The organism is Streptomyces sp. CNP082 (assembly GCF_059570535.1).
The window spans coordinates 33,753-49,470 of sequence record NZ_JCANSZ010000053.1 but is presented as its reverse complement, the minus strand read 5'-3'; the positions used below and the strand labels follow the sequence as shown (position 1 = coordinate 49,470).

The 15,718-nt window shown below is 72.4% G+C and carries 16 protein-coding genes, 1 tRNA gene and 1 riboswitch; of the genes, 9 read left to right on the top strand and 8 right to left on the bottom strand.

Annotated elements, in window-relative coordinates:
- On the top strand, positions 1-266 hold a 266-nt coding region (locus tag B124_RS30245; RefSeq protein WP_496504463.1), incomplete at its 5' end, for a transposase.
- Between the two features lie 79 nt (positions 267-345).
- Here the strand turns inward: B124_RS30245 and B124_RS30240 are convergent.
- Entirely contained in the window at positions 346-1,272 is a 927-nt protein-coding gene (locus tag B124_RS30240) for a cobalamin-binding protein (RefSeq protein WP_496506171.1), read from the bottom strand.
- Between the two features lie 47 nt (positions 1,273-1,319).
- Positions 1,320-1,487, top strand: a riboswitch (cobalamin riboswitch).
- Between the two features lie 148 nt (positions 1,488-1,635).
- On the opposite strand from B124_RS30240, the gene B124_RS30235 reads away from it, so the two are divergent.
- Together B124_RS30235 and B124_RS30230 are read left to right on the top strand one after the other, a co-directional pair.
- Entirely contained in the window at positions 1,636-3,042 is a 1,407-nt protein-coding gene (locus tag B124_RS30235; RefSeq protein WP_496506170.1) for a prenyltransferase/squalene oxidase repeat-containing protein, read from the top strand.
- A gap of 49 nt (positions 3,043-3,091) precedes the next feature.
- A complete protein-coding gene (locus B124_RS30230) occupies positions 3,092-3,574 on the top strand; it encodes a DUF4430 domain-containing protein (RefSeq protein WP_496506169.1) in 483 nt (160 codons plus the stop codon).
- Positions 3,575-3,769: 195 nt separating this feature from the next.
- Here the strand turns inward: B124_RS30230 and B124_RS30225 are convergent, their stop codons facing one another.
- The 4 genes from B124_RS30225 to B124_RS30210 form a co-directional block, all read right to left on the bottom strand.
- Positions 3,770-4,603 carry a DUF8757 domain-containing protein gene (locus tag B124_RS30225; RefSeq protein WP_496506168.1) on the bottom strand — a complete coding sequence of 278 codons (834 nt, stop codon included), beginning with the start codon at positions 4,601-4,603 and terminating at the stop codon, positions 3,770-3,772.
- Positions 4,604-4,689: 86 nt separating this feature from the next.
- Entirely contained in the window at positions 4,690-5,370 is a 681-nt protein-coding gene (locus tag B124_RS30220; protein WP_496506167.1) for a DUF488 family protein, N3 subclade, read from the bottom strand.
- A gap of 243 nt (positions 5,371-5,613) precedes the next feature.
- Positions 5,614-5,687, bottom strand: a tRNA-Pro gene (locus tag B124_RS30215).
- Positions 5,688-5,699: 12 nt separating this feature from the next.
- Entirely contained in the window at positions 5,700-6,671 is a 972-nt protein-coding gene (locus tag B124_RS30210; RefSeq protein WP_496506166.1) for a metallophosphoesterase, read from the bottom strand.
- Between the two features lie 94 nt (positions 6,672-6,765).
- Between B124_RS30210 and B124_RS30205 the strand changes: the two genes are divergently transcribed.
- Complete coding sequence (locus B124_RS30205) at positions 6,766-7,233, top strand: GatB/YqeY domain-containing protein (protein ID WP_496506165.1); 468 nt, start codon at positions 6,766-6,768, stop codon at positions 7,231-7,233.
- A gap of 64 nt (positions 7,234-7,297) precedes the next feature.
- Here the strand turns inward: B124_RS30205 and B124_RS30200 are convergent, their stop codons facing one another.
- Positions 7,298-9,583, bottom strand: coding sequence for a transglycosylase domain-containing protein (locus tag B124_RS30200; RefSeq protein ID WP_496506164.1), 2,286 nt, complete (start codon positions 9,581-9,583; stop codon positions 7,298-7,300).
- Between the two features lie 386 nt (positions 9,584-9,969).
- Here B124_RS30200 and B124_RS30195 point away from each other — a divergent pair, with 386 nt between their 5' ends.
- On the top strand, positions 9,970-10,326 hold the full coding sequence (locus B124_RS30195) for a WhiB family transcriptional regulator (RefSeq protein ID WP_496506163.1): 357 nt from the start codon (positions 9,970-9,972) through the stop codon (positions 10,324-10,326).
- Positions 10,327-10,498: 172 nt separating this feature from the next.
- Here B124_RS30195 and bagB read toward each other — a convergent pair whose 3' ends face one another.
- Positions 10,499-11,743, bottom strand: coding sequence for an ATPase BagB (gene bagB, locus B124_RS30190; RefSeq protein ID WP_496506162.1), 1,245 nt, complete (start codon positions 11,741-11,743; stop codon positions 10,499-10,501).
- On the bottom strand, positions 11,740-12,723 hold the full coding sequence (gene bagA, locus B124_RS30185) for an ATPase BagA (RefSeq protein ID WP_496506161.1): 984 nt from the start codon (positions 12,721-12,723) through the stop codon (positions 11,740-11,742). Before bagA ends, bagB begins: the two co-directional genes overlap by 4 nt.
- A gap of 107 nt (positions 12,724-12,830) precedes the next feature.
- Here bagA and sp36 point away from each other — a divergent pair, with 107 nt between their 5' ends.
- From sp36 to B124_RS30165, 4 genes are all read left to right on the top strand, one after another.
- A complete protein-coding gene (gene sp36 / locus B124_RS30180; protein ID WP_018835836.1) occupies positions 12,831-12,986 on the top strand; it encodes a Sp36 family protein in 156 nt (51 codons plus the stop codon).
- Positions 12,986-13,453 (top strand): RidA family protein, encoded by a 468-nt coding sequence (locus B124_RS30175; RefSeq protein ID WP_496506160.1) that lies wholly within the window; start codon positions 12,986-12,988, stop codon positions 13,451-13,453. Before sp36 ends, B124_RS30175 begins: the two co-directional genes overlap by 1 nt.
- Before the next feature lie 207 nt (positions 13,454-13,660).
- A complete protein-coding gene (locus tag B124_RS30170; protein ID WP_496506159.1) occupies positions 13,661-14,614 on the top strand; it encodes an NUDIX hydrolase in 954 nt (317 codons plus the stop codon).
- Between the two features lie 190 nt (positions 14,615-14,804).
- Positions 14,805-15,638: an MBL fold metallo-hydrolase gene (locus B124_RS30165; protein WP_496506158.1), complete on the top strand. Its 834-nt coding sequence runs from the start codon at positions 14,805-14,807 to the stop codon at positions 15,636-15,638.
- The last annotated feature ends 80 nt before the right edge of the window (positions 15,639-15,718 follow it).

Below are 15,718 nucleotides of genomic sequence, written 5' to 3'. Positions count from 1 at the left end.
CCTCCTCAGGCCGCACCCACCGCCACCGCCTCAACCGCGGCGGCGACCGGCAGGCCAACTCCGCGCTCTACCGCATCGTGCTCTGCCGCCTGCGCTGGGACCAGCGAACCAAGGAGTACACGCAGCGGCGCACCAAGGACGGCCTGTCCAAGAAGGAGATCATCCGCTGCCTCAAGCGGTACATCGCCCGCGAGATCTACCAAGTCCTGACCACCCCGGCCAACACCACCACCACCACTGCCGAACAGCTCACCACCGCCGCTTGACATCCATAAGAGCATCCAGCGCGGTATGGCGCTCAAAGAGGCTGTGGACAAGCGCGGTCGGGCATGTTCCCCACGCGGGTCACACGCGCCCCACCCGCCGCGCCTCCCCCTCCTCGACCGGCTCTCCGGCCGTCACCCCGTGCAGGACGTGCGCCAGCACCTCGGCCCCGCGCACAACGCGCGGACCGGGGCGGTTGAAGTACGCGGGACCGTCGAGCACCCAGACCTCACCGGTGCGCACGGCGGGCAGTTCGTGCCAGCCGGGCAGGCCGGTCAGCGCGGCCCGCCACTCGCGGAGCGTGCGCTCGGGCGGGAAGCCGCAGGGCAGCAGCAGGACGACGTCCGGGCGGGCGGCCCGTAGCGCCTCCCACTCGACCGGCTTGGTGTGCTCGCCCGGCGCCGCGAGCAGCGGCTCGCCGCCGGCGTGGTGGAGCTGTTCGGGCACCCAGTGCCCGGCGGGCCACAGCGGGTCGAGCCACTCGACGGCCGCCACCCGGGGCCGGGGACGGCCGGCGGTCAGGCGTGCGACCGCCCCGAGCCGGGCCCGCAGTTCGGCGCAGCGGCGCTCGGCCACGTCCCGTACGCCCAGCAGGTCGCCGACCCGGAGCAGGCAGTCCAGCACGTCGTTCAGCGTGCGCGGCTCAAGGCTGAGCACCCGCGGCCCTTCGCCGCCCAGCGTCCGCACCGTCCGCGACACGGCCTCGTACGACACGGCGCACACGTCGCACAGGTCCTGGGTCAGCACCACGTCCGGGGCGAGGGCGGCCAGCGCCTCGGCGTCCAGGGCGTACAGCGACGAGCCCCGGTGCGCGGCCCCGCCGACCGCGGCGGAGATCTCGCGGCTGCTCAGCGTGTCGGCGTCGAAGCCGGCGGCGGTGACGACGGGCACGTCCGCGACGGCCTCGGGCGGCCAGTCGCACTCGTGGGTTCGTCCCGCCAGGACACCTGCCAGGCCGAGTTCGGCCACGATGTCGGTGGCGGCGGGCAGCAGCGAGACGATGCGCATGGGACGAGCGTAGAGGGGACGCGGGCGGTCTGGCGGCGTCGGCGCCGGGCTCGTAGACTACGCGCGGTCCGCCCGTCCGGCGGACCGACAACTGAAGGCGTTCGCGACTGGGGAAAGCCGGTGAAAGACCGGCGCTGACCTGCAACCGTGAGCGGCAGCAAGGCACTTGTCCCGCTGCCGCAAGCCGGACCGCCCACCGCGTGCGTGCACTGCTTCTCACTGTCACGGTCCGCAGCGTGGAGCCCCGAGTCGCCGCCCGGCACTCCCGGCCCCTGCCGCATCCCTAGGGATGACGCGCCAGGGGTCTTCGTATCGGTGGCGGTGCTGTGGGCCCGGGTGCCGACCGGGGAAGGAAGGCACCTCGTGAGTGACCGTGCGAGAGGGACGCTACGGACGGCGGCGGTTGCGCTGGCCTCGGCCCTGCTGCTGGCAGCACCCGCCGCGGCAACGGCGGACACCCCTGCTCCCGCCGACACCCCCGTCCTCGCCTCGCCGGCGAACGCCGCTGCCACCTGGATGGCCGGGAAGCTCACCGACGGCACCCACGCTTCCGGCGACCACGGCCTGACCGCCGACGTGGTCCTGGCACTGGCGGCGACCGGCACCGGAGGCACGACGGCAGCCAAGGCCACCGACTGGCTGGAGGACGACGTCGCCTCGTACGTCGAACGTGGCGGTCCCGCCACCGTCTTCGCCGGCGGAGCCGCCAAACTCGCCCTTGTCGCCGCCGTCCAGGGCCGCGACCCCGGCGACTTCGGCGGCATGGACCTGACGGGGAAGCTGCTCGGACGGATGCAGCCGAACGGACGCTTCACCGACTCCTCCCCGAGCGGCGACATGTCGAACCAGTTCACCCAGTCCCTGGCCGTCCTGGCCCTGGCCCGCACCGGAGACCTCCCCGAGCAGGCGGTCGACTTCCTGGCCGGCTCGCGGTGCGCGGACGGCGGTTATCCGCTGACGTTCCGTACGGACCCCGCGCGCTGCAAGCCCCACACCGACTCCACGGGCCTGGCCGTCCAAGCCCTCCTCGGCGCGGGACGTGCCGCGGACGCCAAGCCTGCGCTGGACTGGCTGGAGGCGCAGCAACTCGACGACGGCGGCTTCCGCGACAACGGTTTCGGCACCCCGCCCGGAAACTCCAACTCCACCGCGCTCGACGTCCAGGCCCTCGGCGCCGGCGGCCGTACGGAGGCGGCCGCCAAGGGCGTCGCGTGGCTGGAGTCGCGCCAAGTCGGCTGCGACGCCCCGGCCGCCGACCGTGGCGCCGTCGGCTACGCGGAACCCGTCGCCGACGGCACCGCACTGCGCGCCACGGCACAGGCGGTCCCGGCGCTGTCGGGCAAGTCGCTGGCGGAGGTCGACGGCACGGACGCGACGCCGGGCCTGAAGGAGATCGACTGCTCGACCCCGCCGGGCGAGACGGACGGCGGCAGCAGCGGCGACCCGGGCACGGCGGGCGGAACTTCGGGCTCGGCCGGTACGGGCTCCGGCGGCACGGGCGGCGGCACCGGCACGGACTCCGGCGGCACCGCGACGACGGGCGCCCCGGGCGGCACCGCAGGCGGCTCCTCCGGCTCCGGCGGCACCTCCGGTACAGCGGGCCCGCCGCCGGACTCCGCCGGCACCGCCGCCACCGGCGGCGGCAACGCCCCCACCCCGGACGGTGGTCTGGCCGCCACCGGTTCCCCGGCCCTGCTCCTCGCGGTGGCCGCGACCGCCGCACTCGCCGTCGGCGCCGCGGCCGTAGCCCTGGCGCGCCCGCGCCGCTGACAACCCGTACACCCCGCAGCAAGGCACCCGTAGACGAAAGGGAACCGCCATGCGCCATACCCTGCTCCGCCGCGCCGCAGTCCTGACCGCCGCCCTCGGCCTCACCCTGGGCACGGCGGCGACCGCAACCGCGCTCACCCCCCGGGCCAATGCCCCCGTCACGGTGACCCTCACCGTCCAGGGCCCCGCCAGCACCGTCTTCAGCGGCAGCATCAGCACCACCGGCCACGACGTCACCACCGCCTCCGGCGGCACCCACAAGTGCGACGGCACCAACAACGCCGCCAACCCCACCCCCGGCGCCACCCCCACCGCCGCCCTCGACGACGCCGCCCAGCAGCAGAACTTCACCTGGGACGGCACCTGGTACCCATCCTTCGAGGACTACTTCGTCACCACGATCGACGGCCACACCGGTGACGCCACCGCCTACTGGAACATCAGCGTCAACGGCACCCCCACCCCCGTCGGCGGCTGCCAGTTCCGCATCAACGCGGGCGACGAAGTCGCCTTCACCTGGACCGAACTCTGAGCCGAACCCACGTCGGACAGGTCCCTGCTCGTCACCGTGGTCTGGACGGGCTGTGATGAGGGATCGCTGACGCCATTGGCGAGATCACATGCATACGGCCGACGGTGCTCGGCCACCACCGCAGCACCGGGAGCGCCGGAAGAGAACGGCGCACAGCAGCAAGGGAAGTCCGGCTGAATCTCCGGCCGGCACGTCTCATTCGCCGAACAGACTGTCTTGCACGTATTCGATGACCTTCCGCTCGGGGTAGAAGACGGCTAGGAGCATGAAGGTCTTGGGGTGGGCGGCGATGTTGCCGACGAAGAAGTGGACGGCCCGGGTGGGGGCGCACATCCGGTCGTACCAGGTCTCGCGTAGCGCATCACGGACCCGGTGCTCGCCGTACTTGCGGAGGAACTTGCGGTACGACTGGCCGGCCTCCCAGTCCTTCAGGGCCATGTCGTGGGTCGGGCAGTCGGCGTCGGTGCAGCGGAAGCTGTAGCGGAGGTCGAGTGGTACCCAGTCCAGCGGGTTCAGCTCCTGCTCGAACAGGTCGAGTTGGTCGGCGAGTGCGGCTTTGGAGGCGGACCAGGGTTCGGCTGGCTCCAGTCGGAAGCGGATGATCTCGGCGGGGCGGAAGACGCCGAGGGACGTTCCTCGCTCTTCCTGGTCGCGTTTGATGGCGCATAGGGAGGGAGCGACCAGCGGCTCTATGTACTTGTACCGCTCCTTCCAGCCGCCGTCGGACGGCACCTCACCCACGATCTCCAACGTGTCGAGGTCGGGGCGAAGACTCTCCGGGCGGGAGTCCCGCTCCGGGCGGTGGGGTTCAACGTCGACATCGATGATCGAGTACTTGGAGAACTGGGCTTCCTCGCTCAGCAGCCGGAAGGGCACCGGGAAGAGCCGCACATGGTGCGGCTCGCCCTGGTCCAGGCGTATGCCGGCTACGCAACTGGTCTCGCGGTACTTGTTGGACAGCTCGGGATACGTCTTGACCGTGATCATGATCCGCGCGCGCTGCCGTTTTCCGGATGCCGACGACACCATGGCGTGCCCCCTCCAGCGGTCTCCCCCATTCGATTGGAGGAGAGGCATGCACCGCTGGCAAGGGCGCCGCGAGAGCCGGGGCGAAGTCAGGCCAGGGGGTTTACGGGGACCGAGACTCGGTTCCCGATCGCCTCCAGCACGACCTGTCGGTGGCAGCGGCTCTCGTCCTTCTCGAAGCACAGCACCGCGACCCGCGATGTTTGGGCGTGCTCCGCAAGGCGGTCAAGGTCGGCCTGGGCTTCGTCGGACCTCAGAAGGCTGCGGAAGCGTGCCCGGCCCACATCGACGCGACCGTCCCAGAAGGGCTCCCGGTTGTCCTTCGGGTTGCCCAGGCCACGCAGGTGTGTGTACTCGATGCCGGCCTCGGCTAGGGCCTCCTTGAGGCGCGTCTTGCTGAAGCCCTTCTTTCGGCTGATCGGGGTGAGCCGTACGTCCGCCACGACGCTGACACGGCTGTCGACGAGCGCGGCGACGAACGAGTCGATGTCGCGTCCTTCGTACCCGGCTGACCAGAGACCGGGCGTGACCTGGGCCGCCTGGAAGAGATCGTCGAGGGAGACCCCGAGAGCCTCGGCCACCGCGCCGACGGTGAAGAAACCTGGCTGGATCGCCCCCTCGCTCTCCAGACGGCCCAGCGTCCCGACGGCGATGCCCGCTTCCTTGGCCAGTCGCTCACGCGACCACCCGCGGTCCTCCCGCAACGCCCGTACCCGCCGGGCGAGCGCACGGGCGTGGTCGTGTGGAGGCGCTGAGCGATGACCTGCCATGTGCGGTGTTCCTCACGACCGTTGGGGCGGCCCGCCGCGGTGTTCCTGGTCGGCTACGAGCCCTGGATTCGCGAATGCACAGGTCCCGGGGCGCGTGAGCGCCGCCGTTCCTGCGGCACTGGAGACTGCTTCTCGGAGAAGCCGACCAAGATCTTCTCCCAGATTTCTCCCAAGCGATCTCCAGGAACCACTCAGGGGCCCGATCCATCAAACGGATCAAGCCCCTGACCTGGTGCTTTGCTGTCGGGGTGGCGGGATTTGAACCCACGACCTCTTCGTCCCGAACGAAGCGCGCTGCCAAGCTGCGCCACACCCCGTGACTGCGAGGACTACTGTAGCCCACCCTGCCGGGTCGGGTGAAATTCGTTTCCCGGGGTGGGGGTCAGAGTGAGGAGGGTGGCTTCCGGGGGGCAGGCGAAGCGGAAGGGGGTGTAGCGGTTGGCGCCGCAGCCGGCGGAGACGTGGAGGGTCGCGCGGTGGGAGCCGGCGGTGTGGGTGGAGAGGCCCTTGACGCGGTCGGTGTCGAGGTCGCAGTTGGTCACCAGGGCGCCGTAGAAGGGGATGCAGAGCTGGCCGCCGTGGGTGTGGCCGGCGAGGATCAGCGGGTAGCCGTCGGCCGTGAAGGCGTCGAGGACGCGCAGGTACGGGGCGTGGACCAGGGCGAGGGAGAAGTCCGCGTCCGGGGCGGGGCCGCCGGCGACCGCGGTGTAGCGGTCGTGTTTGATGTGCGGGTCGTCCAGGCCCGTCAGGCCCAGGACCGCGCCGCTGTCCAGCTTCAGCCGGCCGCGGCTGTTGTCCAGGCCCACCCAGCCCGCCGCGTCGAAGGCGTCGCGCATGCCCTCCCAGGGGTTGCGGGGGACGTTGTGGCGGAGGCGGTGGCGGCCGTTGAGGCCGTGTATGCCGCGGGCCTTCTCGACCAGGTAGCGGCCGGGGTTCCGGAACGACGGTGCGTAGTAGTCGTTCGAGCCGAAGACATACGTCCCCGGGAACTCCATCAGCGGGCCCAGCGCGTCCAGCAGCTCCGGCACCGCGTCGGGGTCCGACAGGTTGTCGCCCGTGTTCACCACCAGGTCCGGCCGCAGGCCCGCCAGGGACTGCAGCCAGCGCCGCTTCGCCTGCTGTCCCGAGACCATGTGGATGTCCGAGATCTGCAGGACGCGCAGCGGGTGCATGCCCTCCGGCAGTACGGGGACGGTGACCCGGCGGAGCCGGAACGCGCGGGGTTCGATCGCTGCGGCGTAGGCGACGCCGCCGGCCGAGAGAGCGGCCAGGCCCAGGGGCACTCCGTATCGCGCGCGCATCCCCCTATCGTCGCAGAGGTACGGGGTACGGGTGGCCCGGGGCCGGTTCTCGCGGCGGGGGCCGGTTGCCGGCGCGGCATGGGAGACTCCGACCATGACCACGCTCAAGTCGAAGCTGCAGGACGACCTCACTGCGGCCATCAAGGGCCGCGACGAGCTGCGCGCCGCCACCCTTCGTATGACGCTCACCGCGATCACCAAGGAGGAGGTCGCGGGCAAGGAGGCGCGCGTGCTCTCCGACGACGAGGTGCTGAAGGTGATCACCCGCGAGGCCAAGAAGCGGCGCGAGGCCGCGGAGGCGTTCGCGCAGGGCGGCCGTACGGAGTCCGCCGAGCGGGAGCGCGCCGAGGGCGAGGTGCTCGCGGACTACCTGCCGAAGCAGCTCGGCGACGAGGAGCTGAGCGCGCTGGTCGCCGAGGCCGTCGCCGAGGCGAAGGCGGGCGGGGCCGAGGGGCCGCGGGCCATGGGTGCCGTGATGAAGATCGTGAACCCCAAGGTCGCCGGGCGGGCCGAGGGCGGGCGCGTGGCCGCCGCCGTCAAGCGCGCCCTCGGGCAGGGGTGACTGTTTCCTCTGTCTCGGGGTGCTGAGGCGGAGGGGGGAGGCGGGCGGTTGCCGGCGGGACCCCCTACCTGCCGTCCGGCCAGGTCCCGCCGTCCGACCAGCCGCCGTCGAGCGAGCCGCCGTCCAGCGTGCCCCCGTCGAGCGTCCCGCCGCCGGTGCCTCCGCCGCCCGGACCGCCGCCGTTCCCGCCGCCGTTTCCGGTGCTGCCCCCGAGGAGGCCGCCCAGCGGGTCGTCCGGCTTGTCGTCGTCCTCTTCGTCGTCGTCGCGCTTGCCCTTGTCCGGGCGGTCCGCCGCCACCGGCACCTTGTACAGCGGCGGCGACGTCTTGCCCGCCAGGGCGCCGTCCATGGCGTCGCGCCAGATCGGGCCCGGGACCGCGCCACCGAAGACGCGGGCGTGGTACGTGGGGCCGATCTGGATGTTCTCCATGGAGACGTCGTCCGTCGGCCCGCCGACCCAGACCGCGCCTGCGAGGTCCGAGGTGTAGCCGACGAACCAGGCGGCCTTCCGCTCGTCCGTCGTACCGGTCTTGCCCGCATTGTCCCGCCCGGGCAGCCCCGCCTCCTGGCCGGTGCCGTCCTCGACGACGCCCGACAGCAGGGTGTTCATCGTGCCGGCCGTCTTCTCCGACATGGCGCGCTTGCACTGCGACTTCGGCACCGGGAGCTTCTTGCCCCTGGCGTCCTTGATCGACTCGATGGCGATCGGGCTGCAGTACACGCCTCGGTTGGCGAACGTCGCGTACGCGTTGGCCATCGCCAGCGGCGCGATGGTCTGGCCGCCGAGGGTCAGCGAGGGGGACTCCTCCAGTTCCTTGCCGTCGCCCCGGTGGACGCCCATGCTCTGCGCCAGCTCCTTGACCGGGCAGATGCCGATGTCCGAGATGAGGTCGACGAAGTAGGTGTTGATGGACTTCGCGGTGGCCTCGCGCATGCTGTACGGGCCGACCTCCTCCTCCGTCTCGTTCTCGACCTCGGAGCCCTCGGTGTTGACCCAGTTCTTGCCGTCCTCGCAGGTCTCCACCGGGCTCGGGTACGGCATCTCGTTCGGCGACGGGTACACCTTCGTGTTCGGCACGCCCTTTTCCAGGGCGGCTGCCGCCGTGAACGGCTTGAAGGTGGAGCCGACCTGGAAGCCGTAGTTCGACCCGTTCATGGCCTTCTCCACGGACAGGTTGATCATCAGCTCGTTCTTGCCGGAGCCGTACGGCCTGGACTGCCCCATCGCGCGGATCTTGCCGGTGCCGGGCTCCACCATGGTCACCGCGGTGGCGACCTTGTCGTCCTGGTAGACGTGGCTCTTGATCGATTCGGTGGCCGACTTCTGCGCCACCGGGTCCAGCGTGGTGCGGATGGTCAGGCCGCCGCGGTTCCAGCGGTTGAGGCGCTGCTGCGGCGTCTTGCCGAAGCCCTTGTCCTTGAGCAGCACTTCGCGTACGTAGTCGCAGAAGGATCCGGCGCCGCTGACGGCGGTGACGCACCCGCTGCGCGGCTGGCTGACCTTGAGCCCCAGCGGTTCCTTCATGGCCTTGTCGGCTTCGGCCCGGCTGACGTAGTCATTGCCGGCCATGCGCCGCAGCACGGTGTTACGGCGCTTCTGGGCCTCTTCCGGGTCGTTGACCGGGTCGTACCGGGTCGGGGACTGCACGATGCCGGCGAGCATCGCGGACTCGGCGAGGGTCAGCTTGTCGGCGGGCTTGCTGAAGTAGCGCTCGGCGGCGGCCTCGATGCCGTACGCCTGCTGGCCGAAGAAGGCGATGTTCAGGTAGTTCTCCAGGATCTCGTCCTTGGTCAGCTCCTTCTCGACCTGGATCGCGTACTTCAGCTCCTGGATCTTGCGCCCGAGCGTCTGCCGGGTGGCCTCCGCGACCTTGTCGGCGTCGTTGCCCGCCTCTTCGACGAAGACGTTCTTCACATACTGCTGGGTGAGGGTGGAGGCGCCTTCGGAGACCGTGCCGGACTGCGCGTTGCTGCTGAGCGCGCGCAGGATGCCCTGCAGGTCGACGGCCCCGTGCTCGTAGAACCGCTCGTCCTCGATGGCGACGATCGCCTGCCGCATCACCGGCGCGATGTCGTCGAACTCGACGACCGTGCGGTTGCGCGAGTAGACGGTGGCCAGGTGGCCGCCCTTGCTGTCGAGGATGGTGGTCTTCTGGCTGAGCGGCGGGCGCTTGAGGTCGGCGGGGATGTCGTCGAACTCTGCGACCGTTCCCTTGGCCGTCAGGCCCAGCAGGCCGGCGGCGGGCAGCGCGAGGCCCGCGAGCACGGAGCCCGCGAGGACGCTGACGCCGAGGAACTTCGCGGCTTGCTGCGTGGCGGTGAGTCCGCCGCCCGGGCGCTTGTAGGCCATGGAGCCCACCCTAACTTCTGATTCCCCGGACAGCCGCCCGTCTGTTCGCCTACTCTGTTTTCAGCCACCACCACCGGCCACGGTCTTCTCCATTCCTTGATTCACTCCTGTGGGTGATGAGGCTTGACCGAATTGACGGCAAGTGACACCCGGGACCCGGGAGCGGGCCGGTAATTTGCCCGCTTTGGCCGGATCGTCCTTGGCTGGGAGGGGTCACTCCAGTGGGTGATCTGCCGCGTACGCATAGTCCGTTCGGGCCATTCAACTTTGGGCCTGACGGGGGTGTTGCGTAGCCGCACTCCTTCCGTAACGTCCTCAACTGGCAACGGTGCATATGCCCTTTGCCGCCGTGGGGGAGCCTCAATTCGGGAGAGGACGGCACCAGCATGGGCTGGGTTACCGACTGGAGCGCACAGGCAGCCTGCCGCACTGCCGATCCGGACGAACTGTTCGTGCAAGGCGCGGCACAGAACAGAGCCAAGGCGGTCTGTACCGGATGTCCGGTGCGCACCGAGTGCCTCGCGGACGCGCTCGACAACCGCGTCGAGTTCGGCGTTTGGGGTGGCATGACCGAGCGCGAGCGGCGGGCGCTGCTGCGCCGCCGGCCGACGATCACCTCGTGGCGCAGACTGCTGGAGACGGCGCGCGAGGAGTACGAGAGCGCGGGCACACCGCTGCACGAAGGCGCCCTGCACGAGGACGCCCTGCGCGCCGCGGAGGAACTGCCGGTCGCCGCGGGCTGACCCCGGGCTCGGGGGCCCTGAGCCCCGCCGTGAGCCTGCTGTGCGCCCGTGGCGAGTGCGCCGCGGGCCCCGCTGTGAGCCCCGCCGCGAGTCAGTCCTGAGCCCGGCGCTGCATACCGGGCGCCGCTGCACGTCGTACGCCCCGGCTACGTCCCCCCACGCGCGCTCTGGTCTACGCGCCCGGCGGCTCCTGCGCCGTCAGCCGCTCGGCCACGTCCCGTAGCCCCGCGAGGTCGTGCACGTCCCCCGGCAGCGCGGTGACCTGCGTGACCGGAACCTCCGGGTGCAGGGCCGCGAAGCGGTCCCGGGTACGGCGCTCGTGCGCCAGCACCTGCATCCGCTCCGCATGCAGCCGCAGCAGCGCCGCGGCACCCTCCGCGCCTTCCGCGCCCGGACTCCCGGTGCCCGCACCGCCCTTGGTCCCCGCGCTCGTGCCCGCCGCCCCCGCGCTCCGCGCGCCGGTGCCCGCGTCGTCCACGCCCCGCTCGTCCAGCGCCTCCGCCGCCGCCAGCGCCCGCTCCGCGCTCAGTTGCGCGGCGTCGCTCTCGTGCACCCTGTTGAGCACCAGTCCCGCCAGCGGCATCCGGTCCGCTTCGAGGCGTTCGACAAAATACGCGGCCTCCCGGAGCGCGTCCCGCTCCGGCGTCGCCACCACCAGGAAGGCCGTGCCCGGCGCCTGGAGCAGCCGGTATGTCGCTTCCGCGCGCGTGCGGAAGCCGCCGAAGAGCGTGTCCATCGCCGCGACGAACGTCTGCACGTCGCGCAGCAGGGAGGACCCCAGCAGCTTGCCGAGCGTGCCCGTCATCATCGACATCCCGACGTTGAGGAACTTCATCCCCGCCCGGCCGCCGGCCTTCGCGGGCGCGGTCAGCAGTCTGATGAAGCGCCCGTCGAGGAAGGAGCCCAGCCGCTTCGGCGCGTCCAGGAAGTCCAGCGCGGAACGGCTCGGCGGGGTGTCCACGACGATCAGGTCCCAGGAGTCCTGGGCGCGCAGTTGGCCCAGCTTCTCCATCGCCATGTACTCCTGGGTGCCGGCGAAGCCGGCCGACAGCGACTGGTAGAAGGGGTTCTCCAGGATGGCGCGGGCCCGGTCGGCGTCCGCGTGCGCCTCGACGATCTCGTCGAAGGTGCGCTTCATGTCGAGCATCATGGCGTACAGCTCGCCGGGCCCCTCGATGCCCTCGATCCGGCGCGGGCTGTTGTCCAGGGCGTCGATGCCCATGGACTGCGCAAGACGCTTCGCCGGGTCGATGGTGAGCACGACGACGCGGCGCCCGCGCTCCGCGGCCCGTACGCCGAGGGCGGCGGCCGTCGTCGTCTTGCCGACGCCGCCGGCGCCGCAGCAGACGACGATGCGGGTCTGCGGGTCGTCGAGGAGCGCGTCGGCGTCCAGCCGGGGCGCGGTGTCGAGGCTCATAGGGGCCACTGCTTTCCCAGCTCGCCGGACAGCCGGTAGAGGCCGGCCAGGTCTATTCCCTCGGTGAGCAGCGGCAGCTCGTACTGCGGCAGCTCCAGCCGCGCCAGCGCCGCCCGCTGCGTACGTTCCAGGGCCAGCCGCTCGGTGTGCTCGTGCGCCTGCCGCAGCAGCGGCGCGACCAGCCGCTCCGCCCGCGCGCCCCGGCTCGCGCCGCCCAGCCCGGCGGCGGACAGCGCGGCGGCGAGGGCGGCGGGGCCGGCCGCGGCCCGTTCCACCTCCGCCTCGTCCATGAGGGCGGGGCGCACCATGTTGACCACCGCGGCGCCGGTCTGCAGCCCGGCCGCGCGGAGTTCGGCGACGCCGTCGACGGTCTCCTGCACGGGCATGTCCTCAAGGAGGGTGACCAGGTGCACGGCGGTACGGGCCGAGGTCAGCACCCGCATCACGGACCGGGCGTGGTTGTGGATGGGCCCGGCCTTGGCCAGCCCGGCGACCTCGGCGTTGACGCCCAGGAAGCGCGTGATGCGGCCGGTCGGCGGGGCGTCCATGACGACCGCGTCGTACACGTGCCGCCCGTGCTTGTCCTGGCGGCGGGCCGCCTCGCACGCCTTGCCGGTGAGCAGGACGTCGCGCAGGCCGGGGGCGATGGTGGTGACGAAGTCGATGGCGCCGAGCCGGCGCAGGGCGCGTCCCGCGCTGCCCATCCGGTAGAACATCTGCAGGTAGTCCAGCAGGGCCTGCTCGGCGTCGATGGCGAGCGCGTACACGTCGCCGCCGGCCGGTGCCGAGGCGATGCGCCGCTCCTCGTACGGCAGCGGCTCGGTCTCGAAGAGCTGGGCGATGCCCTGCCGCCCCTCCACCTCGACGAGCAGGGTGCGTCTGCCGTCGGCGGCCAGAGCCAGCGCCAGCGCCGCGGCGACGGTCGTCTTGCCGGTCCCGCCCTTGCCGGTCACCACGTGCAGCCTCTGGAGCCCGCTCATGCCCGCGAGCCTAATTCCTCGGCGTGCGACTCAGCAGACCGCCTCCCGCCCCGCGGACCCGGGCGGGGGCCGTTCGCGGCTGTTCGCGCCGGGCTAGAGTCTGGCCCATGACGAAGTGGGAATACGCGACCGTGCCGCTGCTCGTACACGCCACCAAGCAGATCCTGGACCAGTGGGGCGAGGACGGCTGGGAGCTGGTCCAGGTCGTGCCGGGGCCGAACCCCGAGCAGCTCGTGGCCTACCTGAAGCGGGAAAAGAGCTGATGGCGGGGCGGGTCGAGGGGAAGCTCGCGGAGCTGGGGCTCAGCCTGCCGGAGGTCGTGCCGCCGCTGGCGTCGTACGTGCCCGCGGTGCGCAGCGGGCCGTACGTGTTCACCGCCGGGCAGCTCCCGATGACGGACGGCACGCTGCCGCTGACCGGGAAGGTCGGGGCGGAGGTCACGCCGGAGGAGGCCAAAGAGCTGGCGGCGCGGTGTGCGCTGAACGGGCTGGCGGCGGTCAAGTCGGTCGCCGGGGACCTCGACCGGATCGTACGGGTGGTGAAGGTCGTCGGCTTCGTCGCCTCGGCGCCGGACTTCACGGCGCAGCCGGGTGTGGTCAACGGGGCGAGCGAGCTGCTCGGCGAGGTGCTGGGCGAGGCGGGCGTGCACGCGCGCAGTGCGGTGGGGGTGGCGGTGCTGCCGCTGGACGCGCCGGTGGAGATCGAGTTCCAGGTGGAGCTGGGCGAGTAGGCGGGGGCGGCTGAGGTCCCGGGGTTTGTACGGGGCGGGGGCGGCGGGCGGCGTCCTGGGCGGGGCCGGGCCTGGCCGTGCCTGGCCGGGTCGTCCTGTGCCGGGCGCGGGTGTCGGTGTGGCCGGGTTATCCACATGCCGCGGGTTGTCCACAGGCTGCGGGTTGCCCACTCGAACATGGCGTCGGCAGCCCGTAGGCTCCCGGTCATGTCCGAAATGAACGCAGCGAACGCGGCCAACGCGGTCAACGCGGCAGATGCAGCGGATGCAGCGCGCGCCGCGAGCCCGGCGAGCGCAGCGACCGACGCGACTGCCCGGTGGCTTCCGCCCGCCGAGCGCATCCGCGCGCTGGCCCGCGGCGAGCTGACGCCCGTCACGCCGCGCCGCGCCGCGACGGTGCTGCTGCTGCGCGGCACGGCGCCCGACGGCCCCTGGGTGTTCATGCTGCGGAGGAAGTCCTCCATGTCCTTCGCCGCCGGTGCGTACGCCTATCCGGGCGGCGGCGTCGATCCGCGCGACGAGCGCCCGCTGGACCCGGCGGCCTGGGCCGGGCCGTCTCCGGCGCAGTGGGCGGCGCGGCTGGGGGTGGCGGAGCCGGTGGCGCAGGCGGTGGTCTGCGCGGCGGTGCGTGAGACGTTCGAGGAGGCCGGGGTGCTGCTGGCCGGGCCCTCGGCGGCGGAGGTCGTGGCGGACACCACGGGGGCGGACTGGGAGGCGGACCGCGCGGCGCTGGTCGCCCGCGAGCTGGGCTTCGCCGACTTCCTGGCGCGCCGCGGCCTGGTCGTACGGACCGATCTGCTCGGTGCCTGGGGGCGCTGGATAACCCCGGAGTTCGAGGCCCGGCGGTACGACACGTGGTTCTTCGTCGCCGCGCTCCCTGAGGGCCAGCGCACGCGGAACGCCTCGACGGAGGCCGACCGCGCGGAGTGGGTCAGGCCCGCCGAGGCCGCCGCGGGGTACGACCGGGGTGAGCTGGCGATGCTGCCGCCGACCATCTCGATGCTGCGCGGGCTGCAGGCGTACGGATCGGCGGCCGAGGCGCTGGGCGCGGCCGGGGCGCGGGATCTGTCGGCGGTGCTGGTGAAGGCCAGGATGGAAGGGGACGAGGTCGTGCTGACCGCCCCCGGGCACGAGGAGTTCACGCGGAGGCTGCCGTCATGAGGGTGACGATGCCGGGGGAGACCCCGGGAGAGGCGCCGGGGGGGACGCCGGCAGAGACGGGGAGGCCGGTGCCGGCGGCGGACACGGGGCCGGTGGGTGCGGCGCGTGCGGCGCGTGCCGCGGCAGCGGTGGGACGCGGTGGGGCGGTGCCGGGGACGCCGGGCGGCGCCGGGACGGCGGAGGTGGTCCTGTGACGGACGCGGCGGCGCTGCCGGGGCAGCCGCGCGGCGGGGTGCTCGGCGGACCGGCCACCGCGCGTGCGACGTGCGTGCTGGCGCCCAACGCCTCGCCCATGACGCTCGACGGTACGAACACGTGGATCGTCGCCGAGCCGGACTCCGCCCGCGCCGTGGTGATCGACCCCGGGCCGCTGGACGAAGGCCATCTGGCGGCGGTCGTGGAGACGGCGGAACGGGCGGGCCTGCGGGTGGCGCTCACGTTGCTCACCCACGGGCACGCGGACCACGCCGAGGGCGCGGCCCGCTTCGCGGAGCTGACCCGGACCAAGGTGCGGGCCCTGGACCCGGCGCTGCGCCTCGGCGGCGAGGGGCTGGCCGCGGGGGACGTGATATCCGTCGGCGGGCTGGAGCTGCGGGTCGTACCCACGCCGGGGCACACGTCGGACTCGCTCTGCTTCCACCTGCCGGCCGACGGCGCCGTGCTCACCGGTGACACGGTCCTCGGCCGCGGCACGACGATGGTCGCCCACCCGGACGGCCGGCTGGGGGACTACCTGGACTCGCTGCGCCGGCTGCGGTCCCTGACCGTGGACGACGGCGTCGCGACGGTGCTGCCGGGCCACGGTCCGGTGCTGGAGGACGCGCAGGGCGCCGTGGAGTACTACCTGGCCCACCGCGCGACGCGGCTGGCCCAGATCGAGACGGCGGTCGAGAACGGGTACCGCACGCCGGCGGACGTGGTGGCGCACGTGTACGCGGACGTGGACCGTTCGCTGTGGCCCGCGGCGGAGCAGTCAGTGCGGGCCCAGCTCGAGTATCTGGAAGAGCACGGCCTGATCACGTAGCCGTGGCCCGTACCGACTGCGGCTGACCGGCTGAAGGCCGCGGGACCGCGCGTCCGGCGGCGCCGGGCCCGGCTCGTGGC